The organism is Caulobacter segnis (assembly GCF_029543125.1).
GTDB lineage: Bacteria > Pseudomonadota > Alphaproteobacteria > Caulobacterales > Caulobacteraceae > Caulobacter > Caulobacter segnis_D.
The window spans coordinates 338,963-356,756 of sequence record NZ_JARQWW010000004.1; the positions used below are offsets into that span (position 1 = coordinate 338,963).

22 protein-coding genes are annotated in these 17,794 nt (G+C 68.1%); 7 read left to right on the forward strand and 15 right to left on the reverse strand.

The annotated features are described in order from the left end of the window. Window positions 1-6: 6 nt before the first annotated feature. From fliQ to flgB, 4 genes are read right to left on the reverse strand one after another with little or no spacing between them, the layout of a single operon-like run. The gene (fliQ, locus tag P7B02_RS14290; protein WP_277787012.1) at window positions 7-270 is read right to left on the reverse strand and encodes a flagellar biosynthesis protein FliQ; all 264 of its coding nucleotides are present in this window, start codon (window positions 268-270) and stop codon (window positions 7-9) included. 57 nt (window positions 271-327) lie between these two features. Next, window positions 328-648: a flagellar hook-basal body complex protein FliE gene (gene fliE, locus P7B02_RS14295; protein ID WP_277787013.1), complete on the reverse strand. Its 321-nt coding sequence runs from the start codon at window positions 646-648 to the stop codon at window positions 328-330. Between the two features lie 9 nt (window positions 649-657). Then, complete coding sequence (gene flgC / locus P7B02_RS14300; RefSeq protein ID WP_277787014.1) at window positions 658-1,077, reverse strand: flagellar basal body rod protein FlgC; 420 nt, start codon at window positions 1,075-1,077, stop codon at window positions 658-660. A gap of 17 nt (window positions 1,078-1,094) precedes the next feature. After that, complete coding sequence (flgB, locus tag P7B02_RS14305; protein WP_277787015.1) at window positions 1,095-1,487, reverse strand: flagellar basal body rod protein FlgB; 393 nt, start codon at window positions 1,485-1,487, stop codon at window positions 1,095-1,097. A 131-nt stretch (window positions 1,488-1,618) separates the two neighbouring features. Between flgB and P7B02_RS14310 the strand changes: the two genes are divergently transcribed. Both P7B02_RS14310 and fliP read left to right on the forward strand, forming a co-directional pair. Then, window positions 1,619-1,909, forward strand: a complete 291-nt coding sequence (locus tag P7B02_RS14310) for a flagellar biosynthetic protein FliO (RefSeq protein WP_277787016.1) — start codon at window positions 1,619-1,621, stop codon at window positions 1,907-1,909. A 38-nt stretch (window positions 1,910-1,947) separates the two neighbouring features. After that, window positions 1,948-2,691, forward strand: a complete 744-nt coding sequence (gene fliP / locus P7B02_RS14315) for a flagellar type III secretion system pore protein FliP (protein ID WP_431355820.1) — start codon at window positions 1,948-1,950, stop codon at window positions 2,689-2,691. 447 nt (window positions 2,692-3,138) lie between these two features. Here the strand turns inward: fliP and P7B02_RS14320 are convergent, their stop codons facing one another. Genes P7B02_RS14320 through P7B02_RS14340 form a run of 5 tightly spaced genes read right to left on the reverse strand, consistent with a single transcriptional unit; the run spans window position 3,139 to window position 9,073 of the window. After that, window positions 3,139-6,003, reverse strand: a complete 2,865-nt coding sequence (locus P7B02_RS14320; protein ID WP_277787018.1) for an endoglucanase — start codon at window positions 6,001-6,003, stop codon at window positions 3,139-3,141. Window positions 6,004-6,005: 2 nt separating this feature from the next. Continuing rightward, window positions 6,006-6,818 (reverse strand): MotE family protein, encoded by an 813-nt coding sequence (locus P7B02_RS14325; protein WP_277787019.1) that lies wholly within the window; start codon window positions 6,816-6,818, stop codon window positions 6,006-6,008. Next, entirely contained in the window at window positions 6,815-7,300 is a 486-nt protein-coding gene (locus tag P7B02_RS14330) for a DUF6468 domain-containing protein (RefSeq protein WP_277787020.1), read from the reverse strand. The genes P7B02_RS14325 and P7B02_RS14330 overlap by 4 nt, the downstream gene beginning before the upstream one ends. 10 nt (window positions 7,301-7,310) lie before the next feature. Then, complete coding sequence (gene fliM / locus P7B02_RS14335; protein WP_277787021.1) at window positions 7,311-8,426, reverse strand: flagellar motor switch protein FliM; 1,116 nt, start codon at window positions 8,424-8,426, stop codon at window positions 7,311-7,313. A 26-nt stretch (window positions 8,427-8,452) separates the two neighbouring features. Continuing rightward, window positions 8,453-9,073, reverse strand: coding sequence for a flagellar basal body-associated FliL family protein (locus P7B02_RS14340; protein ID WP_277787022.1), 621 nt, complete (start codon window positions 9,071-9,073; stop codon window positions 8,453-8,455). A 211-nt stretch (window positions 9,074-9,284) separates the two neighbouring features. Between P7B02_RS14340 and flgF the strand changes: the two genes are divergently transcribed. Genes flgF through P7B02_RS14365 form a run of 5 tightly spaced genes read left to right on the forward strand, consistent with a single transcriptional unit; the run spans window position 9,285 to window position 12,696 of the window. Further along, window positions 9,285-10,043, forward strand: a complete 759-nt coding sequence (gene flgF, locus P7B02_RS14345; RefSeq protein WP_277787023.1) for a flagellar basal-body rod protein FlgF — start codon at window positions 9,285-9,287, stop codon at window positions 10,041-10,043. 12 nt (window positions 10,044-10,055) lie between these two features. Then, the gene (gene flgG / locus P7B02_RS14350) at window positions 10,056-10,847 is read left to right on the forward strand and encodes a flagellar basal-body rod protein FlgG (RefSeq protein ID WP_277787024.1); all 792 of its coding nucleotides are present in this window, start codon (window positions 10,056-10,058) and stop codon (window positions 10,845-10,847) included. A gap of 4 nt (window positions 10,848-10,851) precedes the next feature. After that, on the forward strand, window positions 10,852-11,415 hold the full coding sequence (locus P7B02_RS14355) for a flagella basal body P-ring formation protein FlgA (protein ID WP_277787025.1): 564 nt from the start codon (window positions 10,852-10,854) through the stop codon (window positions 11,413-11,415). A 12-nt stretch (window positions 11,416-11,427) separates the two neighbouring features. Continuing rightward, entirely contained in the window at window positions 11,428-12,165 is a 738-nt protein-coding gene (flgH, locus tag P7B02_RS14360; protein ID WP_277787026.1) for a flagellar basal body L-ring protein FlgH, read from the forward strand. 57 nt (window positions 12,166-12,222) lie between these two features. Then, window positions 12,223-12,696 (forward strand): hypothetical protein, encoded by a 474-nt coding sequence (locus tag P7B02_RS14365; protein ID WP_277787027.1) that lies wholly within the window; start codon window positions 12,223-12,225, stop codon window positions 12,694-12,696. Here P7B02_RS14365 and dxs read toward each other — a convergent pair. The 6 genes from dxs to P7B02_RS14395 all read right to left on the reverse strand — a co-directional run bounded on the left by dxs (window position 12,693) and on the right by P7B02_RS14395 (window position 17,793). Beyond that, entirely contained in the window at window positions 12,693-14,606 is a 1,914-nt protein-coding gene (dxs, locus tag P7B02_RS14370; protein ID WP_277787028.1) for a 1-deoxy-D-xylulose-5-phosphate synthase, read from the reverse strand. The two genes, P7B02_RS14365 and dxs, sit on opposite strands and share 4 nt — an antisense overlap. A 49-nt stretch (window positions 14,607-14,655) precedes the next feature. After that, window positions 14,656-15,540 carry a polyprenyl synthetase family protein gene (locus tag P7B02_RS14375; RefSeq protein WP_277787154.1) on the reverse strand — a complete coding sequence of 295 codons (885 nt, stop codon included), beginning with the start codon at window positions 15,538-15,540 and terminating at the stop codon, window positions 14,656-14,658. Between the two features lie 11 nt (window positions 15,541-15,551). After that, on the reverse strand, window positions 15,552-15,902 hold the full coding sequence (locus tag P7B02_RS14380; RefSeq protein WP_277787029.1) for a tRNA-binding protein: 351 nt from the start codon (window positions 15,900-15,902) through the stop codon (window positions 15,552-15,554). Further along, on the reverse strand, window positions 15,902-16,144 hold the full coding sequence (locus P7B02_RS14385) for an exodeoxyribonuclease VII small subunit (RefSeq protein WP_277787030.1): 243 nt from the start codon (window positions 16,142-16,144) through the stop codon (window positions 15,902-15,904). The genes P7B02_RS14380 and P7B02_RS14385 overlap by 1 nt, the downstream gene beginning before the upstream one ends. 71 nt (window positions 16,145-16,215) lie before the next feature. Then, window positions 16,216-16,830, reverse strand: a complete 615-nt coding sequence (locus tag P7B02_RS14390) for a histidine phosphatase family protein (protein ID WP_277787031.1) — start codon at window positions 16,828-16,830, stop codon at window positions 16,216-16,218. A gap of 42 nt (window positions 16,831-16,872) precedes the next feature. Beyond that, entirely contained in the window at window positions 16,873-17,793 is a 921-nt protein-coding gene (locus P7B02_RS14395) for a histone deacetylase family protein (RefSeq protein WP_277787032.1), read from the reverse strand. Window position 17,794 lies beyond the last annotated feature (1 nt).

Below are 17,794 nucleotides of genomic sequence, written 5' to 3' on the forward strand. Positions count from 1 at the left end.
CGCCGCCTACATCCCGGCGATGCGCGCGGCGATCTGGCGCATGAAGCCCGACATCAGGGCTCCCATCAGCGGCAGGGCCAGCAGCAGGGTGATGAAGACGGCGACGATCTTGGGCGCGAAGACCAGGGTGGCCTCCTGGATCTGGGTCAGGGCCTGCAGCAGGCCGATGCCGACGCCGACCACCAGCCCGACGATCAGGGCCGGCGCGCAGAGCTGCAGCGTCAGCCAGATGGCGTCACGGCCGATATCGATGACTTCGGCGCCGGTCATGGCGGGCCTCACGCAAACTTCGTCGGCTGATTTTCTTAGAGAGAGTCGGCGCCGCCGTCAGATCGGCATGCGCATGATCTCCTGATAGGCGCTGATCACCTGGTCGCGGACGGCCATGACCGTCTCCAGGCTGGCTTCGGCGGAGGAGATCGCCGTGACCACGTCCAGCAGGTCGGCCTTGCCGGCGGCCTGCTTGGCGATCTGGCTTTCGGCGGCGCGCGAGGTCTGCACCGCATCGCCCATCACCGACTCCAGCATGTCGCCGAAGGTCTTCTGGCGGGTGTTGGACAGGCTGGCGACGCCGTCCGACAGGCTGCCGATCGGAGAAATGCCCTGGGTGCTGGCGTAGGCCTTGGCGGCGCTGAGCGGAGTGATCATCGGTCAGGCCTACCGCTTCAGGATTTCGAGGGTCTTGGTGTCGAGCGCGCGGGCCGTCTCGATGACGTTCAGGTTCGCCTCGTAGGCGCGCTGGGCGGCCCGCATGTCGAGGGATTCTAGCAGGGTCTCGACGTTGGGCATCTTCACGTAGCCGGTGGCGTCGGCGCCCGGATGGCCCGGGTTGTACTCCTGCTTGAAAGCCTTCTGATCGGGCTCGACCCGCGCCAGACGCACCCCTTCCCCGCCGCCGACCGCGTGCGGTTCGAAGATCGGGTTCTGGCGGCGGTAGGGATCGCCGCCTGGCGTGCGGGCGGTGGAGTCGGCGTTGGCGATGTTCTCCGCGATGATCCGCATGCGCGCCTGCTGGGCGCGAAGCGCCGAGGCGGCGACGATCTGCGAGGTCGCGGTCTGGGAGTTGATCTGGGGCATCTAGCGCTCCGGCGTCGTTACCGCGGTTTCTGGGCGGCCATTCGAAGCAGCCCAAGCGACTTCTGGTAGAAGCCGATGGCCGCGTCGTAGTTCATCTTGGCGTCCGCCATCTTCAGCATCTGGTCTTCGAGCGAGACCGCGTTGCCGTCGAGGGTGATGTCCGAGTCGGGCGCTTCCTGCGGCCGCAGCTCACGTTGCTGCGCCGAGATCTGCCGCTTGGGCGGAGACAGGTGCATGGCCGAGGTGTGGGTGGTCGACACCGCCGGCCGCATGCCGTTGGGGCCCAACGCCGCCTCGAAGGTGAAACCCCGGAGATCCTTGGGCTTGAACCCCGGCGTGTCGGAATTCGCGACGTTCTCCGCGATCACACGCTCGCGCTGGCCCAGATAGCCGAGCCGGCTTTTGAGCATCGCGAAGAGAGGAATCTCGTTGGGGTTCATGATTCCAAAAGGTGAAAGAACAAGGTTAACGACGCATTAACCACGTCGGTCCGCTCCCCTCCCCATCGCCTGACAGCCCCGACTCGGCGCATGGAGCGGACATGGGATTTGTCGACTTCATCCGCGCCATCGCGGCCCTGGGACTGACGCTTGGCCTGATCGGCCTGGCGGCCTGGGCCATGCGCAAATACGGCCCGGAATGGATGCTGAAGATCCAGATGGAGAAGAAGCAGCGCCGCATGACGCTGGTGGAGACCCTGCCCCTCGATCCGACCCGCCGCCTGGTGCTGGTCCGGCTCGATGGCGAGGAGCGCCTGATCATGATCGGTGAAGGCCGTCTGCTGGCCACCCAGCCGGCGCCGCCGGAACCTTTGCCGGAGACGCAAGCGTGATCGCTCCGATCAACCGCGACGACCTCAAACGCGCGCTCCTGGTGGCGGGCGTCACCGGGGCGGCCACCTTCGTCTGGCCCGCCATCGCCCTGGCCCAGAGCCTGAACGTCAACCTGGGCACCGGCGCGGGCCTGACCGAGCGCGTGGTCCAGCTCATGGGCCTGCTGACGGTCCTGTCGCTGGCGCCGTCCATCGTCATCATGACCACCTCCTTCGTGCGGATCACGGTGGTGCTGTCCCTGCTGCGCACCGCGCTCGGCACCCAGCAGGCGCCGCCCAACTCGGTGCTGGTCAGCCTGGCGCTCTTCCTGACCGCCATCGTCATGCAACCGACCTTCCAGCGGTCCTATGACGAGGGCATCCGCCCCCTGCTCGACAACCAGATGGAGCTGCCTCAGGCCTTCGACGCCGCGGCCGATCCGGTAAAGAGCTTCATGCTGAGCCAGGTGGACCGCGAGGACCTGGCCCTGTTCGTGCGCCTGTCGAAGATTCCCCGACCGGCCACAGCTCAGGACACGCCCCTGCGCGTGGTCACGCCCGCCTTCATGATCAGCGAACTGAAGCGCGCCTTCGAGATCGGCTTCCTGCTGTTCATCCCCTTCCTGGTCATCGACCTGGTGGTGGCCAGCGTGCTGATGAGCATGGGCATGATGATGCTGCCGCCGGCGGCGATCTCGCTGCCGTTCAAGCTCATCTTCTTCGTGCTGGTGGACGGCTGGCGGCTGGTCTGCGGCAGCCTGGTGGAAAGCTTCACGCGCGGCCCGCCGGCGCCGGGAGGCTGACACTCTATCCCCTCGCCCCCCTCTGGGGAAGAGGAGACGACTTATCCCCCTCCTCCGAACCTCCCGTAACCTTCGCTTATCTCCCCGCATGGGAGGGCGCGTGGCCACGTGCTGTCGTTGCGGGAAGAGCGGGCTCCCCCTGGAGGCCGACGACGCCGGGTTTCCTGTCTCATCGAAGGCGTCGATCGCAGCGTTCACGACAAGGACCCGCGCGGAGCGTTGGACGATCTATTCCTGTCCACTCCAACCCAAATCGAGAGCCGTTCGACGCTCCGCCGCCCTCCCAACCTTGCGGGTTCATGCCCGTGGGGGTGCTTTCGCGCGCCTCCCTCTCCCTTGATGGGAGAGGGATCGAGGGTGAGGGTGTTTGCGGCCGTTCCGCCGCAACGAACCCAACCCCCGCATCACCCCCATCCCTGCCCTTCCCCATCAAGGGGGAAGGACCCCCTAGGCCTTCTTCGCCGCCGGGGCCTTGGGCGCAGGCGGCTTGGCGCGGAAGCGCTCTTTCATCTTGGTGACCCAGCCGGAGAAGGCGTCGCCGTCGGCGGCGATGCGGCTGAAGTCGCTGGCGGAGGCCACGTCGCCCTCGGGACCGGCCAGGGCCACGCGCAGGGCGTCGGGGTTGCGGGCCTGCTCCACCATCGGCGTGTAGCGGTCGCGCAGGCGGTTCAAGCCCGCTTCGTCCCCGGCCAGGCTGTAGGCGACGGCGGCGCGCAGCAGCTTGCCCTCCTCATCGGCGCCGAGCGCCGATTCACTCTTCCAGCGCTCGCCCAGCGAAGTCTCCAGCATCTGGCCGACGGTGGGCCAGTCGCGCTGCTTCCAGGCGGCCTCGGCGCGGACGTCGGCGGCTTCGCGGGAACGATCGTTCTCGATCATCTCGAGACCCGCATCGGTGCGGCCCAGCATGATCATGGCGCGGGCGGTGATCAGGCGACGGTCGGCGTTGAGCGCAGTCGGCAGGATCGTGGTGCGGCTTTCGTTGATGGTCCGCAGCGCCTCTTCCGGCTTGCGGTTCATCAGATAGATGACCGCCAGGTCGGTGGCGATCTGCGACCTGGCGACCCCGTCCAGTCGGTTGTCGACCTGATACTTCAAAAGGTCCCCGGCTTGGTCCAGCAGATCCACGTCCACCAGGCGGCGGACCAGATTGCGCACCATCAGGTCACCGTCGGCGCCGATGGGGGTCAGATCCTTGAAATCGTAGAACAGGGCCAAGGCCTGGACCGGCTGCAGGCCATCGGCCATGCCGTCGAGGAACAGGGCGCGGAAAGCGTCGGACAGGTCCGCCTGCAGCAGGCGCGCCTCCGGATGGTCCGGCAGCTTCTGGCCGGCGGAGCGAAGCGCCTCGAGTCCGTCCCGGTAGCGACCTTGCCCCAGATAGAGCGCGCCAAGGGTGCGGATGGTCTTCAGCTCGGTGGCGTCGCCGCGCCAGCGGTAGCGAAGCTGATCATAGACCGCCGCGGCCTTGTCGGCCGGCATCTTGCCGTCCTCGTACTGGATGCGCGTGGCGTTCAGCAGGGCTGGCGCCGCCAGGCCGTCCAGCGGGGCGGTCGCCACGGCCTTGAAGACGTTGAGCGCCCGCTTGCGGTCCCCTTCGGCTTCGAACAGGCGGGCCTGCACCAGACGCACCTTCAGCTGCTCTTCAGCCGGAATGGTGTTGGCCAGGGCCGCGGCGATGCTTTCGCGGGCGGAGATCAGGTCGCCCTGCTCGAGGGCGGCCTCGGCGTCTGCGGCGGCGAACCGCGCCTTCCACACCGGAGAAAAATGCTCGAAGGCCGGCGTGCCCTGTTCGAACATCTTGCGGGCCGTGGTCCAGTCGCCGGCTTTGGCGGCGGCGTAGCCGCGCCACATGGAAGACGAAGCCTCCCCCAGCAGGACGGGGGCCGACAGGTCAGTCTCCCCCTCGGCGTAGCGGCCGACCATGATCCGGGCCAGCCCGCGCAGACCACGGAACTCGGCGTCGCCCATCAGGCTCTGCCGGCTGCGGGCGGCGGCGTTGAGCACGCCGATCGCCTCGTAGCCGAGATCATTGCCGACCAGGAACCGGGCCAGGGCCAGGCGGGCGGCGACCGGTGCGTCCTTGCCCGGCGCGCGCGCCTGAGCCACCTCATCGGCGGCCGCGTCCTGCAGGGCGTTGTAGCGGGCCAGAAACCTGCCCTTGTCGGTGCGGCCCCAGGTCTCGTCGATCAGGGCCGGCATGCCCGCGGGCTGCGGCACATCCAGGCTGGCCTCGGCCTGCGGCTGGGCCGTGGATGGCGAAAGAGCCAAGCCCCTGGGCCGGCCGATCCGGACCAGATCGCCCTCGACCGAGAAATTCAGATCGCCGGCATGGGGCTCGATCGCCAGGCCCTGGCTGGAGGGCAGGACCGCCAGCTGGACGAACTCGCGACGAACCGCGACACCCTTGGCAGGCGCCATGGCCGGCACGACGGCCAGGCGATCGCCGACAGCGGGATCGTCGATCCAGATGGCGCGGCTGGCGCCAGAAAGCTCGGCCTTCAGGCCCGCGGGCGCGGCCTCCAGATCACGCTCGACCGACACGCCGCCCGCGCCGCCGCGCTGCGGGCCAAGAGCGATGGTCCAGCGCGGCCCCTCACCGCTTGCCTGGGCGGTCACGCTCTCGGGCGCGACGATGCGCAGGGCGGCGAAACCCTCCCCCTGGACAGGCTCCAGGCGGGCGTACTGCGCGGTGCTGCGCGCAGCGCCGGAGACGTCGAGCCGCGCGGGGGCGTCGAACACCACCCAGATCGCCTCGCCACGTCGAAACACCGCCGCCGGGGTCGGGGCGTTCCAGTCCACCACCAGGCGGGTCTGCAAGCCGGCCACTTCCGATCGGACGCGAACGACGCCGCCGGCGGGAACGGGATTGACCTTGGGCGCCTCGGCCGGCTTGGCGGCCTCCGCCACCTTCGGCGGGGCGGCAAACAGATTTACGAAGGTCTGGCCGTCGGCCTGACCGACCCTGGCCTCGGCGTCGTCGGCCAGGGTCAGGGCGATCTCAAGCCGGCCGCCCACATCGCGGCTCTCGACCTTCTTCAGCCACTTGGGCGGGAAGGCCTTCAGCGAGGCGATGTCGGGCTTGGCTCCGCGGCTGAACCGCAGGGTCAGCACCTGCCCTTCGCGCTTGGAGGAGACGCTGGTGCGGCCGGTCCAGTTGAACTCAAGCCGCGTGAAATCCTTGGCCTGGGCCACCCGCACGTCCAGCGGGCCGCGCGCATCGGTCTTGGCCGGCGCAGCGGCGCCGGCTGGAACGACAGTGGCGGCGATGCAGACCGCCGCCACTCCGCCGCGCAGGACCGTGCGCAGGCTCATGCTCAGCCTCGCGCCGCCGGTCGGCGTTGGGGCTGCTTCGCCGGGGCCTTGGCGGGCGCCTTCTTGGCGGCTTCCTCGGCCGCTGCGGCGTCCACGGCGGCTTGATCGCCCCCTGGCTTCAGGGCGGCGCGGCCCTTGTCCATGGCTTCGTTATTGAAGCGCCGGGAGAGGCTCTCGGTCAGCTGCTTGGCTTCCGACGGCGGCATGGCCGCCAGGATCATGGACAGCGACCGCTCCTTCATCTTCGCGGCGATCGGCAGGCGGACGGAATCGTCCAGCACCGCCAGACGGGCGGCGGCGTCCTTGGCCTTCATGGAGGAGAACACCGTCACCATCTTGTCGGTCTCGACGGTGGTCTGGGCGTCACCCTGCTTGATGACGTCCTCCATCTTGTACTTCAGCGCCGTGAGCGTGTTGATCTTGGCGTCGAGCTTGGCCTCGGCGGCGGCGAGCAGCTTCAGCTGCACGTCCATGTCCTGCTCGCGGGCATCCAGCTGGCCGCTGCGGGCGCGCAGGCTCTGCAGGATGTTCAGCTCAGCCGGCGACAGGCCGGCCTCCTTGGCCAGGGCGGCGGCGCTGGGGCCGCAGGCGGCGACCGGGACCGGCTTGGCCTCGGCCTTTTCGGCCGGCTTTTCGGCCTCGGCGGCCTCTTCCTTCTTGTCCTTGGGCGCGACCTTGGAGGCCGCCTCCTCGGCGAAGGCGCGGGCGCCGGACGTCATGTCCGAAAAGGTTTTCGCCCCCGAAAGGGCGTTAAGGGCGAGCACGCCGACGGCGGCCACGCCGACCAATGGCAGAATGCGGGGAATGTTCTTCATCGCCGGCCTCCGGGTCGGACTCCGAACCCGCCGGAGCCTGCCGGCGGGTCGAACAGATCATCATCATCGCCCCGGGGGCGTGAACGCGGGGTTTCCGCCGGGGGCGGCGGGCGATCGACCGCCGCGAAGGCTGCGCGCGCCGGCGTCATCGGCGGCACGGGCGGCGGGCGGTTGCTCGTCACCCTGGCGCTTTCGCCGCGCGCGGCCTGGGCCATGGACTTGTCCAGCTTGGCGGTCAGGACCCGGGCCTTCTCGATGCGGTCGGCGAGTTGCTCGGCGGCCTCGTCGGTGGCGGCGCGCAGATCGGCGAGCCCCTGCTCCGCCCGCTGGGCGGCGGCGTCGAGATCGACAACGGCCTTGGCGAAACCCTCGTGGCTTTCCTTCAGGGCCTTCAGCCGGCGCTCAAGGCGCATGCCGAACACCAGCGCCACGATCAGCAGGACCGCGAGCAGGATCTGGAGGGCGATGCCGGCGAGAGTCATGGCCGGCTCCTCACTTGATCTTCTGGACGGCCTTGCGGGCCGAGGGGCCCAGGGCCGCCTCGCAACGCACGGCGATATTGTGGTTGCGCCGGCCCATGCGGCCGCGCGTCAGCGGGATCGAGCCGGAGCGCAGCTCCACCAGGCTGTCGGGCGTGGCGTTGAGCATGATGGTGTCGCCGACCTTCAGGTCGAGCACCTTGCGCAGGTCCACCTGCTGTTCGTCGAGAACAGCGCGGACCTCCATCTGGGTGGTCCACAGCTCCGTGGCCAGGTGGCCTTCCCAGATGTTGTCGCGCCCGAACTTCTCACCCATGAACTGCTGCAGCAGCATCTTGCGGATGGGTTCGAGCGTGGCGTACGGCAGCAGCAGTTCGATGCGCCCGCCGCGGTCCTCCATGTCGATGCGCAGCTTCACCAGGATGGCGGCGTTGGCCGGCCTGGCGATGGCGGCGAAGCGCGGGTTGGTCTCCAGGCGGTCGAGGGTGAAGTTCACCGGATGCAGCGGCTCGAACGCCGTCTTGGCGTCCTGCAGCACCACCTCGACCATCCGCTGGACCAGCACGCGTTCGATGGTGGTGTAGGGACGGCCTTCGATGCGCATGGCGGCGGTGCCGCGACGGCCGCCCAGCAGCACGTCCACGATCGAATAGATCAGGTTGGAGTCGACGGTCAGCAGGCCGTAGTTGTCGAGCTCCTCGGCGCGGAACACCGACAGGATCGCCGGCAGCGGGATCGAGTTCAGATAATCGCCGAAGCGGATCGAGCTGATGTTGTCGAGGCTGACCTCGACGTTGTCGCTGGTGAAGTTGCGCAGGGACGTCGTCATCAACCGCACCAGGCGGTCGAAGACGATCTCGAGCATCGGCAGGCGCTCGTAGGAGACCAGGGCCGAGTTGATGATCGCCCGGATGCCGGTGCGGTCGTCATCGCTGTCCGTGGAGAAGTCGAAGCCCAGAAGGCTGTCGATCTCATCCTGGTTCAGGATGCGCTCGGCGCCCATCATGCCGTCACCGCCGCCGCTCAGGTCGTCGAGACCCGTCCAGCCTTCATCTCCCCCCGGCAGTTCGCCGGTGGCGTTGTCGGCGGCCCACTGGGCCATGGCGTCGTCGTCGATCTCGTCAGCCATCGGGTGAATGCCAGCCAGGGCGAGCCCTAGTTGATCAGCATCTCCTCGATCAGGACGGCCTTCACCTGCGCCGGAGCGATGACCAGGTTGACCCGGCGCTGGATCTCCATGCGGAGCTGATAGCTGCCTTGGCTGCCGGACAGATCTTCAGGGCGCAGCTCGCGCAGGAACGACTGGAACATGTCCTGGAGTCTCGGCAGATTCGGCGTCAGCGTCTCGGCTGTCTCGGCGTCGGCGAGCTCCAGGGTGAGCTTCAGCTTCAGGAAGGATGGACGCCCCTCTGCCGACTGGATGTTCACGATGACGTTGGGCAGGGTGTAATAGACGACGCCGTTCGGCCCCTCGCGGATGGTGCCGACCTCGCCGCCTTCTGCGCCCTCCGCCTTGGCGCCCTCTTCGCCCTCGGCCTTCTTTTCTTCCTTTTTCTTCTCGTCCTTCTTGGCGTCCTTGCCCTCGGCGTGTTCGCCCTCGGGTTTCGGCTTGAGAAGGAAGAACGCGGCCGCGCCGCCCCCGCCCAGAACCAGGACGGCGGCCGCGATGATGATGATCAGAAGCGGGAGCTTTTTTTTCTTGGGCTTCGCGCCCTCGGCCCCTTCTTCGCCATCCTCGATGGCGTCGTCGGGCTCAGCCCCCTTGTCCTTGGCCACGCGCGGCTCCTTGCATCTTCCCACTCTCTATTCACGCAGCTTGGTTAACGATCTGTTTTTCCACAGCCGCCTCGCCACTCGGCAAGTTTGTCGCAGCGCGTCGCGTTAACTATTTTTATCGCTGATTTTATTGATCTTTTCGAACTGGCCCGCCCCTTGCATGGCAGGTGGCGAGCAAATGGCGCATCTCGGCGCCGAGTCGGAGGCTTCGATGGACAACTCGATGTATCTCAGCCTGTCGCGTCAGATGACGCTGCGGCGAGAACTCGACATCGTGGCGAACAACATCGCCAACGCGGACACGGCCGGGTTCAAGATGGAGGAACTGCTGGTCAAGACCGAGGCGGTCGGCAAGGCCCGCACCTCGCAGGTCCAGGGACCGGTGAAGTTCGTCATTGATGACGGCATCACCCGCGATTTCGGCCAGGGCCCCCTGCGCAAGACCGGCGGCTCCTTCGACATCGCCATCGAGGGCCAGGGCTTCTTCACCGTCCAGGGACCGGCCGGCGATCCGCGCTACACCCGTGACGGCCGCCTGACCCTGAACCCCGAAGGCATTCTGGTCACCCAGGCCGGCGCCCCGGTCCTTGGCCAGGGCAACGCCCAGATCAACATCGATCCCGCCCAGGGCGAGGTCTCCATCGGCAAGGACGGCACCCTGACCCAGACGAACCCCGAGACGGGCCAGGCCACCAACGTCGGCCGCCTCGCGGTGGTCCAGTTCGAGGATCGCTCCGCGCTGTCCAAGGAAGGTGACAACCTCTTCCGCAACACGTCCAACGCCCAGCCGATCCCCGCCGAGGACGCGCTTGTCCATCAGGGCATGGTGGAAGGCTCCAACGTCCAGCAGGTGGTGGAGATCACCCGCCTGATCGAGGTGACCCGCGCCTACGAGCGCTCGTCCAAGCTCGTCGACGGCAACAACGACCTGTCCCGGCGCTCCATCGAGCGCCTGGGCCGTCCGAACTAAGGGAAGACCCAGATGCAAGCGCTCCGCACCGCAGCCACGGGCATGGCCGCCCAGCAGCTGAACGTCGAGGTCATCTCGAACAACATCGCCAACATGAACACCATCGGCTTCAAGCGTCAGCGAGCCGAGTTCCAGGATCTGCTGTACCAGACCATCGAGCGCGCCGGCTCGCAGTCGTCGGACCAGGGCAACATCGTCCCGACTGGGGTGCAGGTGGGCGCGGGCGTGAAGGCCGGCTCGGTCTACCGCGTCACCTCGCAAGGCAGCATGACCCAGACCCAGAAGCCCCTCGACCTGGCGATCCAGGGCCGCGGCTACTTCCAGGTTCTGATGCCCTCGGGCGAGACCGCCTACACCCGCGCGGGCAACTTCTCCACCGACGACCAGGGCCGCCTGACCACCGAGGACGGCTATCTGGTTCAGCCGGGCATCACGATCCCTGAGGACGCGATGGACATCCAGGTCTCCAAGGCCGGTCAGGTCCAGGTGATCCGCGGCGACAACGCCGCCGCCCCGGAAGTGGTCGGTCAGCTTGAGCTGGCGACCTTTGTCAACGACGCCGGCCTAGACGCCATCGGCGACAACCTGTTCCTCGAGACCGCGGCCTCGGGTCAGCCGGTCACCGGCCAGCCGAACTCGGTGGGCGTCGGCTCCCTGCTGCAGGGCTACACCGAAGCCTCGAACGTGGACTCGGTCAGCGAGATCACCGCCCTGATCGTCGCCCAGCGCGCCTACGAGATGAACTCGAAGGTCATCAGCTCTGCCGACCAGATGCTGCAAGCCACCTCCCAGCTGAAGTCGTAAGCTCATGAAGCGCACCCTGCTTATCGGTTTCGCCGCGGCCCTGATCGCCGGCCCCGTCCTCGCCGCCCCGGTCGTTCTGCGTGAGGAAGTCATCGACCTCGATGGCCAGGTGACCCTGGGCGATCTTTTCGAGGGCGCCGGCTCGGTCGCGGACATTGTGGTCGCCAAACGCGTGGGCCCCAGCGCTGTTCTGGAGGCCAGCACGGTGCAGATCGCCGCCCACCGCGCCGGCCTGACCTGGGCCAACGAGCGCGGCCTGCGCCGTGTGATCGTCCGCTCGGTCCCCACCGAGGGCGAGACCCGGACGGCGGCCGCCCGCCCGGCTCCGGTCCGCCAGGTGATCCGCGCTGGCGACGTGGTCGACCTGGCCTGGTCCGACGGCCAGATCACCCTCACCGTCCAGACCAAGGCCATGAACGCGGCCGCCGAAGGCCAGTGGGTGCGGCTGCAGAACCCCGCCTCCAAGAAGGTGATTGAAGCCATGGCCATCGGCCCTGGCCAGGCCGCGGTGGGGCCCGCGGCCCGCCGCACCGCCACCGCCTCGGCCAACCTTTACGCTTCCCGCTAAGAGAGCCCTTCGATGCGCTTTTCGCCGTTCGCCGCCCTCGCCCTGATCGCCCCGCTCGCCGCCTGCTCCACCGTGGTGGACACCGTGAAGGGCCCGAACCTCAGCCAGATGGGCTATCCAGCCGCCCTGGTCCCCCAGCAGCAGGAAGTCATGGCCCTCGCCCCGCCGCGGTTCGCGCCGCAAGCCGCGTCCGCCAACTCCCTGTGGCGCGTCGGCGCGCGCAGCTTCTTCAACGACCAGCGGGCCAACCGCGTGGGCGACATCCTGACGGTGCAGATCCAGATCGCCGACAGCGCCCGCACCCAGAACCAGACCACCGCCGCCCGCGGCTCGTCCTCGAAGGTCGGCGTGCCGAACTTCCTGGGCCTGGAGAGCAGCCTGGGCCGCATCCTGCCGGGAGGCTACGACCCGGCCAACGCCATCAACACCAACTCCACCAGCTCCTCTCAGGGCCAGGGCGCGGTGAACCGCGCCGAGCAGATCAACCTGACCATCGCCGCGGTGGTCACGTCCCTGCTCCCCAATGGCAACATGGTCATCCAGGGCACGCAGGAGGTCCGCACCAACGGCGAGCTTCGCCAACTGACCGTGGCTGGCATCGTCCGGCCGGAAGACATCTCCAGCACCAACACCATCAAGCACACGCAGATCGCCGAGGCGCGCATCAGCTATGGCGGCCGCGGCGACATCAGCCGCGTGCAGCGCACCCCAGCGGGCCAGGCGCTGGTGGAGAAGTTCTCGCCGTTCTGATCCAAGCCAGAACCGTCCCTTTCATGGTGCGTTCTCCCTTTCGAAGGGAGGCGCGTCATGAAAAGGCGGCTTTCGGCATTGATGGTTCTGGCCCTGCTCGGCCTTGGCGCCTGCGCGCATGACCGCGGCGAGGTCGTGCCTGGCTACAGCTGGATCTATCTGGAGAACCAGAGTGAGGGCGCGAAGCTGGCCTATGGCCTGCCCAACAGCGACGCCGTCATATTGATGATGACCTGCAAGCCAGGCACGAAATCAGTGGGCCTGTCGCTGATCTCCGGCGACAAGAAGCCGGAGTTCACCCTGGTCTCACGCAAGGCGCAGGAGCGGGTCGTGGGCCGCTCCACCCCGGACATGATGAGCGGAGCCCGGTTGATCGAGGCCTCCAGCCGCGCGGACGGCGCCGCCCTGAGGAGCTTCGAGCGCACCGGCGATCTGGCTGTCGTGAACCAGGGTCGCCGCTTCAACCTCAAGGCCGGCAAAAATGACCGGGCCGATGTGACCCAGTTCTTCCGCAGCTGCGGCCGGGCTTAGGCTCGGCGGCCAGCCGAGGCGCTGTTGCTGACGCCCAGGGCCGCCAGCGCCCCCGCCGCGATGCCGGCGGCGTCCAGACCCGCCTCGGCGTACATGGCGTCCGGCTTGTCCTGATCCTGGAAGACGTCTGGCAGGACCAGGGTCCGCACCTTCAGCCCACGGTCCAAAGCGCCGTGCTCGGCCAGGGCTTGCAGCACAAAGCCCCCGAAGCCGCCCATGGCCCCCTCTTCCACCGTGATCAGAGCCTCGTGCTCGCGCGCCAGGCGCAGGATCAGGTCGATATCGAGCGGCTTTGCGAAACGGGCGTCGGCGACAGTGGCCGAAAGGCCGCGAGCCGCCAGCAGATCAGCCGCCTTCAGCGATTCCTGAAGGCGCGTGCCGAACGACAGGATGGCGACAGCCGTCCCTTCGCGGACGATGCGGCCCTTGCCGATCTCCAGCGGCTCCAGGTCGGCGGGCATCTCAAGGCCCCAGCCCTCGCCGCGCGGATAGCGGAAGGCGCTCGGGCGGTCGTCGATGGCGGCGGCGGTGGCCACCATGCGGGCCAGCTCCACCTCGTCGGCGGCGGCCATTAGCACCATGCCGGGCAAGGCGCCCATGAAGCCGATGTCGAAGGTGCCGGCGTGGGTCGGGCCGTCGGCGCCGACCAGACCGGCGCGGTCCATGGCGAAGCGCACGGGAAGACGCTGGATCGCCACGTCGTGGACGACCTGGTCATAGCCGCGCTGCAGGAAGGTCGAATAGATCGCCGTGAACGGCTTCATGCCGTCGGCGGCCAGGCCAGCGGCGAAGGTCACCGCGTGCTGCTCGGCGATGCCGACGTCGAAGGTCCGCTGCGGGAAACGCTTGCCGAACAGGTCCAGGCCCGTCCCCGACGGCATGGCGGCGGTGATGGCGACGATCTTGTCGTCCTTGTCAGCTTCCTTGATCAGCGCCTCGGCGAAGACCTTGGTGTAGCTGGGCGCGGCGGCGACGGACTTGGCCTGCTGGCCGGTGACCACGTCGAACTTGACCACGCCATGGTACTTGTCGGCGGCGTTCTCGGCCGGGGCGTAGCCCTTGCCCTTCTGGGTCACCACGTGGACCAGGACCGGCTTGTCCTGGAATTCCTTGGCGTTCTTCAGCACCGGCACCAGGGCGTCGAGGTCGTGACCGTCGATAGGGCCGATGTAGTAGAAGCCCAGCTCCTCGAAGAAGGTGCCGCCGGTGACCATGCCCCGGGCGTATTCCTCGGCCTTGCGTGCCACGGACTGCAGCGGACGCGGCAGATGCTCGACCACGTTCTTGCCGATCTGGCGGACACGGCGATAGGCGCCGCCGCTGACCAGCTTGGCCAGATAGGCGCTCATGCCGCCCACCGGCGGGGCGATCGACATGTCGTTGTCGTTCAGCACCACGATCAGGCGCTTGGTGGTGTCGCAGGCGGCGTTCATGGCCTCGTAGGCCATGCCGGCGCTCATGGAGCCGTCGCCGATCACGGCGATGACGTTGTTATTCTCGCCCTTGGCGTCGCGCGCGGCGCAGAAACCCAGCGCCGCCGAGATCGAAGTGGCGGCGTGCGCCGCGCCGAACGGATCGTACTCGCTCTCGGCCCGCTTGGTGAAACCGGACAGACCCCCGCCCTGGCGCAGCGTCTTGATGCGGTCGCGGCGGCCGGTGAGGATCTTGTGCGGATAGGCCTGGTGGCCGACGTCCCAGATCAGGATGTCCTTGGGCGTGTCGAACACATGGTGCAGGGCCACGGTGAGTTCGACCACGCCCAGGCCGGCGCCCAGGTGGCCGCCGGTCACGGAGACGGCGTCGATGGTCTGGCTGCGCACCTCGTCGGCGAGCTGCTTCAGCTCAACCTGGGAAAACCCGCGGGTGTCGGCGGGCGAAGAGACGCGATCAAGAAGCGGCGTGGATGACATTTGGACTATCTAATCCGTCCGAAAGCGCGAAGCGAGCGCTGACGCAGGGTCAGCGACGGCGATCCAGTACGAAATCAACGCTTTCACGCAGGGTTTCGGCTGCTGCGCCAAAGGGATCAAGGTGCGCCTTGGTCTGTGCGGCCAATAGCTCCACCCGCTCCTTGGCCGCTTCAACGCCCAGCAGGGTCACGTAGTTCGCCTTGCCCTTGGCGGCGTCCTTGCCGCCCGCGGCCTTGCCCAGCAGATCCTGGTCGCCCTCGGCGTCGAGCAGGTCGTCGACGATCTGGTAGGCCAGGCCCAGGTCCTGGGCGAAGGCCATCAGGGCCGAGCGTTCCGCGTCCTTGGCGCGAGCCAAGATGAGCGGAATTTCAAAGGAATAGGCGATCAGGGCGCCCGTCTTCAGACGCTGCATCCGGGCCACCGCGCCCAGGTCGTCGCGCACGCCCAGAAGGTCGATCATCTGGCCGCCGCACATGCCCTTGGCCCCGGAGGCGATCGCCAGGCGGGCGATCAGCTGCGTGCGGATGTTGGCGTCGTCGTGGGTGTCGGGATGGGCAAGGATCTCGAACGCCGCGGTCTGCAGGGAATCGCCGGCCAGGACCGCCGTCGCCTCATCATAGGCCTTGTGAACCGTGGGCCTACCGCGACGCATGTCGTCGTCGTCCATGCATGGCAGATCGTCATGCACCAGGCTGTACGCGTGAATGCATTCCAGGGCGCAGGCTGCGCGCAGGACCGGCCGCTCCTCCAGATCAAACATCTTCGCGGTTTCGAGTGCGAAGAACGGGCGCAGGCGCTTTCCGGGGCCAAGCGCGGCGTAGCGCATGGCTTCGGTCAGGCGGGATTCCGGGCCGTCGGCGCGCGGCAGCAGGGCGTCCAGCGCCACCGTCACCAGATCGGCGGCCTCGACCAGACGCTGTTCAAGGTTCTTCACGGGCAAGGCGTTCAATAGAGCCTCCCGCCGTTGGGCGCGTCGCGATCCACGTCCAGCAGGACCACGGCGCCGTCCTTGTCCGGGAAGCCCAGGCACAGGACCTCGGACATCATCGGCCCGATCTGGCGCGGCGGAAAATTCACCACCGCGGCGACGCGGCGGCCGACCAGCTGCTCCGCGGTGTAGAGCTGGGTTACCTGGGCCGAGGACTTCTTCGTGCCGATCTCGGCGCCGAAATCCACGGTCAGCTTGTAGGCGGGCTTGCGCGCCTCCGGGAACGGCTCGGCGTTCACGATGGTGCCCAGGCGGATGTCGACCCTGGCGAAATCGTCGAAGGTGATCTCCGGCGCACGCTCCTGCATCAGGCGAACTCGGCCGGCTCGACGCCCGTCGCGCCGCCGGCGCCCAGGACGATCTTCTCCACGCGCAGACGCGCGGCTTCCAGCTTCTTCTCGCAGTGGGCCTTAAGGGCTGCGCCGCGCTCATAGATCTCGATCGAGCGCTCCAACGGAGCCTGGCCGGATTCCAGCTCGGAGACGATCTTCTCCAGCTCGGCGAGGGCCTGCTCAAAGGAAAGGCCCGACAGGTCTGCGGCGTCGGTCATGGGGTCTCTGATACTCGAAAGAAGCGGCCACCCTAGTCAGGCGTGGCGGACGGGGCAACGCCGGAAGGGCCTCAACGCTCGTAGCGCTTGGCGTTCCAGTAGCGGAACCCGCCGTCGCTGACCTTGCGCCACCGGCGCTTGGCCAGGGCCCGGCCGATCATGACGTTGAAGAAGCCGTGGGCCACCAGCAGCACGTCCTGGCCGGCGTCGGCGAAGCCCTCCAGCACGGCGGCGGCCTCGTCGGCGCGCTGCTCGGCCTGCTTGCGGCTTTCCTGACCGTCGTGATGGTCGAGGAACCACCACCAGAAGCGGGACCAGAAGCCCCACATCTTGGGCGACAGCTTCACCCAGGACGGCCAGGGCGGCCCGGGCAGCGGCGCCTCGATGAACAGAGGATCCTGGGCGAAAGCCCGGCCGCCGGTCAGCAGGGTGGCGCTTTCGATGGAGCGCACGCGGGTGGAGGCGATGATCGTCCCGGCGCGGGCGGCGGCTTCGATCAGTTCCGCTGGCGGCTCCTGGCCGGCGCGCAGACTGCCGGGCTCATAGGACTCGGTCCACCACTGGCCATAGCTGGCCGCGTTGAACCGCACCTTGCGCGAGATCGCGGGCTCGCCGTGGCGGACGAGGGTGATGCTCCCCGATCGGGCGGGGACGCGCCCGGGTTCGGCGGTCGAAGCGTCAGCCATAATCACCGGAAAGATCAGCCGCCGAAGCGGCCTGGCCCTTCCTCACCCCTCCTGAAGCGCCCGAACGTGGGCCAGGGCGGAACGCCCCAGAGCCTCTAGGTCGTAACCGCCCTCGAGCGATGAGACAATACGTCGCCGCGAACGGTTCGCAGCCACCGACGCGATCGCCCGCGTCGCCCAGGCGAAATCGGCCTCTTCCAGCGACTGGCTGGCCAGCGGATCGCGGGCGTGGGCGTCGAATCCGGCCGAAATGATGATCAGGTCGGGAGCGAAGTCGTCCAGCCGATCCATCAGCCCCTCGAATCTGCGGCGCCAGAGCTCGCGCGGCGCATGAGGGGGAACGACGGCGTTGGCGATGTTGCCGATTCCCTGCTCCGACGGATCGCCGGTGCCCGGATAGAGCGGCGACTGATGGATGGAGGCCAGGAACAGGCTGGGGTCATGCTCGAAGGCCGCCTGGGTGCCGTTGCCGTGGTGGACGTCGAAATCCACCACCGCCACCCGCGCCAGTCCCGCCGCCTGGGCGACGCGCGCCGCCACCGCCACGTTGGAGAAGACACAGAAGCCCATGGCCGTGTCCGGCTCGGCGTGATGGCCCGGCGGCCGCACCGCGCAGAAGGCGCGCTCGATCCGTCCGACCGCCACCTCGCGTACAGCCGCCGCCACCGCTCCGGCGGCCCGCCTCGCGGCGTTCAGGCTGCCGGGCGACAGGATGGTGTCGGGATCGAGGATATGGCGGCCCGTGCTGGGTGCGGCGGCGAAGATGTCGTCCACATAGCGTCCGGGATGGACGCGCTTCAGATCCACCGGGTCCGCTAGCGGCGCCTCGCTGATCTCCAGATCGAGATTGGCGTCGTCCTCCAGGGCATCGATCACCGCCCGAAGGCGCTCTGGCCGTTCGGCGTGACCATGGCCGGGCTGATGGTCGAGCATGTCCGAATGGGTGAACAGCGCGACGCTCATG

Bases quoted from the DNA above. Each gene is read 5' to 3' on its own strand.
- fliQ (WP_277787012.1), bottom strand. From the start codon at position 270: ATGACCGGCGCCGAAGTCATCGATATCGGCCGTGACGCCATCTGGCTG.
- fliE (WP_277787013.1), bottom strand. From the start codon at position 648: ATGATCACTCCGCTCAGCGCCGCCAAGGCCTACGCCAGCACCCAGGGC.
- flgC (WP_277787014.1), bottom strand. From the start codon at position 1,077: ATGCCCCAGATCAACTCCCAGACCGCGACCTCGCAGATCGTCGCCGCC.
- flgB (WP_277787015.1), bottom strand. From the start codon at position 1,487: ATGCTCAAAAGCCGGCTCGGCTATCTGGGCCAGCGCGAGCGTGTGATC.
- P7B02_RS14310 (WP_277787016.1), top strand. From the start codon at position 1,619: ATGGGATTTGTCGACTTCATCCGCGCCATCGCGGCCCTGGGACTGACG.
- P7B02_RS14320 (WP_277787018.1), bottom strand. From the start codon at position 6,003: ATGAGCCTGCGCACGGTCCTGCGCGGCGGAGTGGCGGCGGTCTGCATC.
- P7B02_RS14325 (WP_277787019.1), bottom strand. From the start codon at position 6,818: ATGAAGAACATTCCCCGCATTCTGCCATTGGTCGGCGTGGCCGCCGTC.
- P7B02_RS14330 (WP_277787020.1), bottom strand. From the start codon at position 7,300: ATGACTCTCGCCGGCATCGCCCTCCAGATCCTGCTCGCGGTCCTGCTG.
- fliM (WP_277787021.1), bottom strand. From the start codon at position 8,426: ATGGCTGACGAGATCGACGACGACGCCATGGCCCAGTGGGCCGCCGAC.
- flgF (WP_277787023.1), top strand. From the start codon at position 9,285: ATGGACAACTCGATGTATCTCAGCCTGTCGCGTCAGATGACGCTGCGG.
- flgG (WP_277787024.1), top strand. From the start codon at position 10,056: ATGCAAGCGCTCCGCACCGCAGCCACGGGCATGGCCGCCCAGCAGCTG.
- P7B02_RS14355 (WP_277787025.1), top strand. From the start codon at position 10,852: ATGAAGCGCACCCTGCTTATCGGTTTCGCCGCGGCCCTGATCGCCGGC.
- flgH (WP_277787026.1), top strand. From the start codon at position 11,428: ATGCGCTTTTCGCCGTTCGCCGCCCTCGCCCTGATCGCCCCGCTCGCC.
- P7B02_RS14365 (WP_277787027.1), top strand. From the start codon at position 12,223: ATGAAAAGGCGGCTTTCGGCATTGATGGTTCTGGCCCTGCTCGGCCTT.
- dxs (WP_277787028.1), bottom strand. From the start codon at position 14,606: ATGTCATCCACGCCGCTTCTTGATCGCGTCTCTTCGCCCGCCGACACC.
- P7B02_RS14380 (WP_277787029.1), bottom strand. From the start codon at position 15,902: ATGCAGGAGCGTGCGCCGGAGATCACCTTCGACGATTTCGCCAGGGTC.
- P7B02_RS14385 (WP_277787030.1), bottom strand. From the start codon at position 16,144: ATGACCGACGCCGCAGACCTGTCGGGCCTTTCCTTTGAGCAGGCCCTC.
- P7B02_RS14390 (WP_277787031.1), bottom strand. From the start codon at position 16,830: ATGGCTGACGCTTCGACCGCCGAACCCGGGCGCGTCCCCGCCCGATCG.
- P7B02_RS14395 (WP_277787032.1), bottom strand. From the start codon at position 17,793: ATGAGCGTCGCGCTGTTCACCCATTCGGACATGCTCGACCATCAGCCC.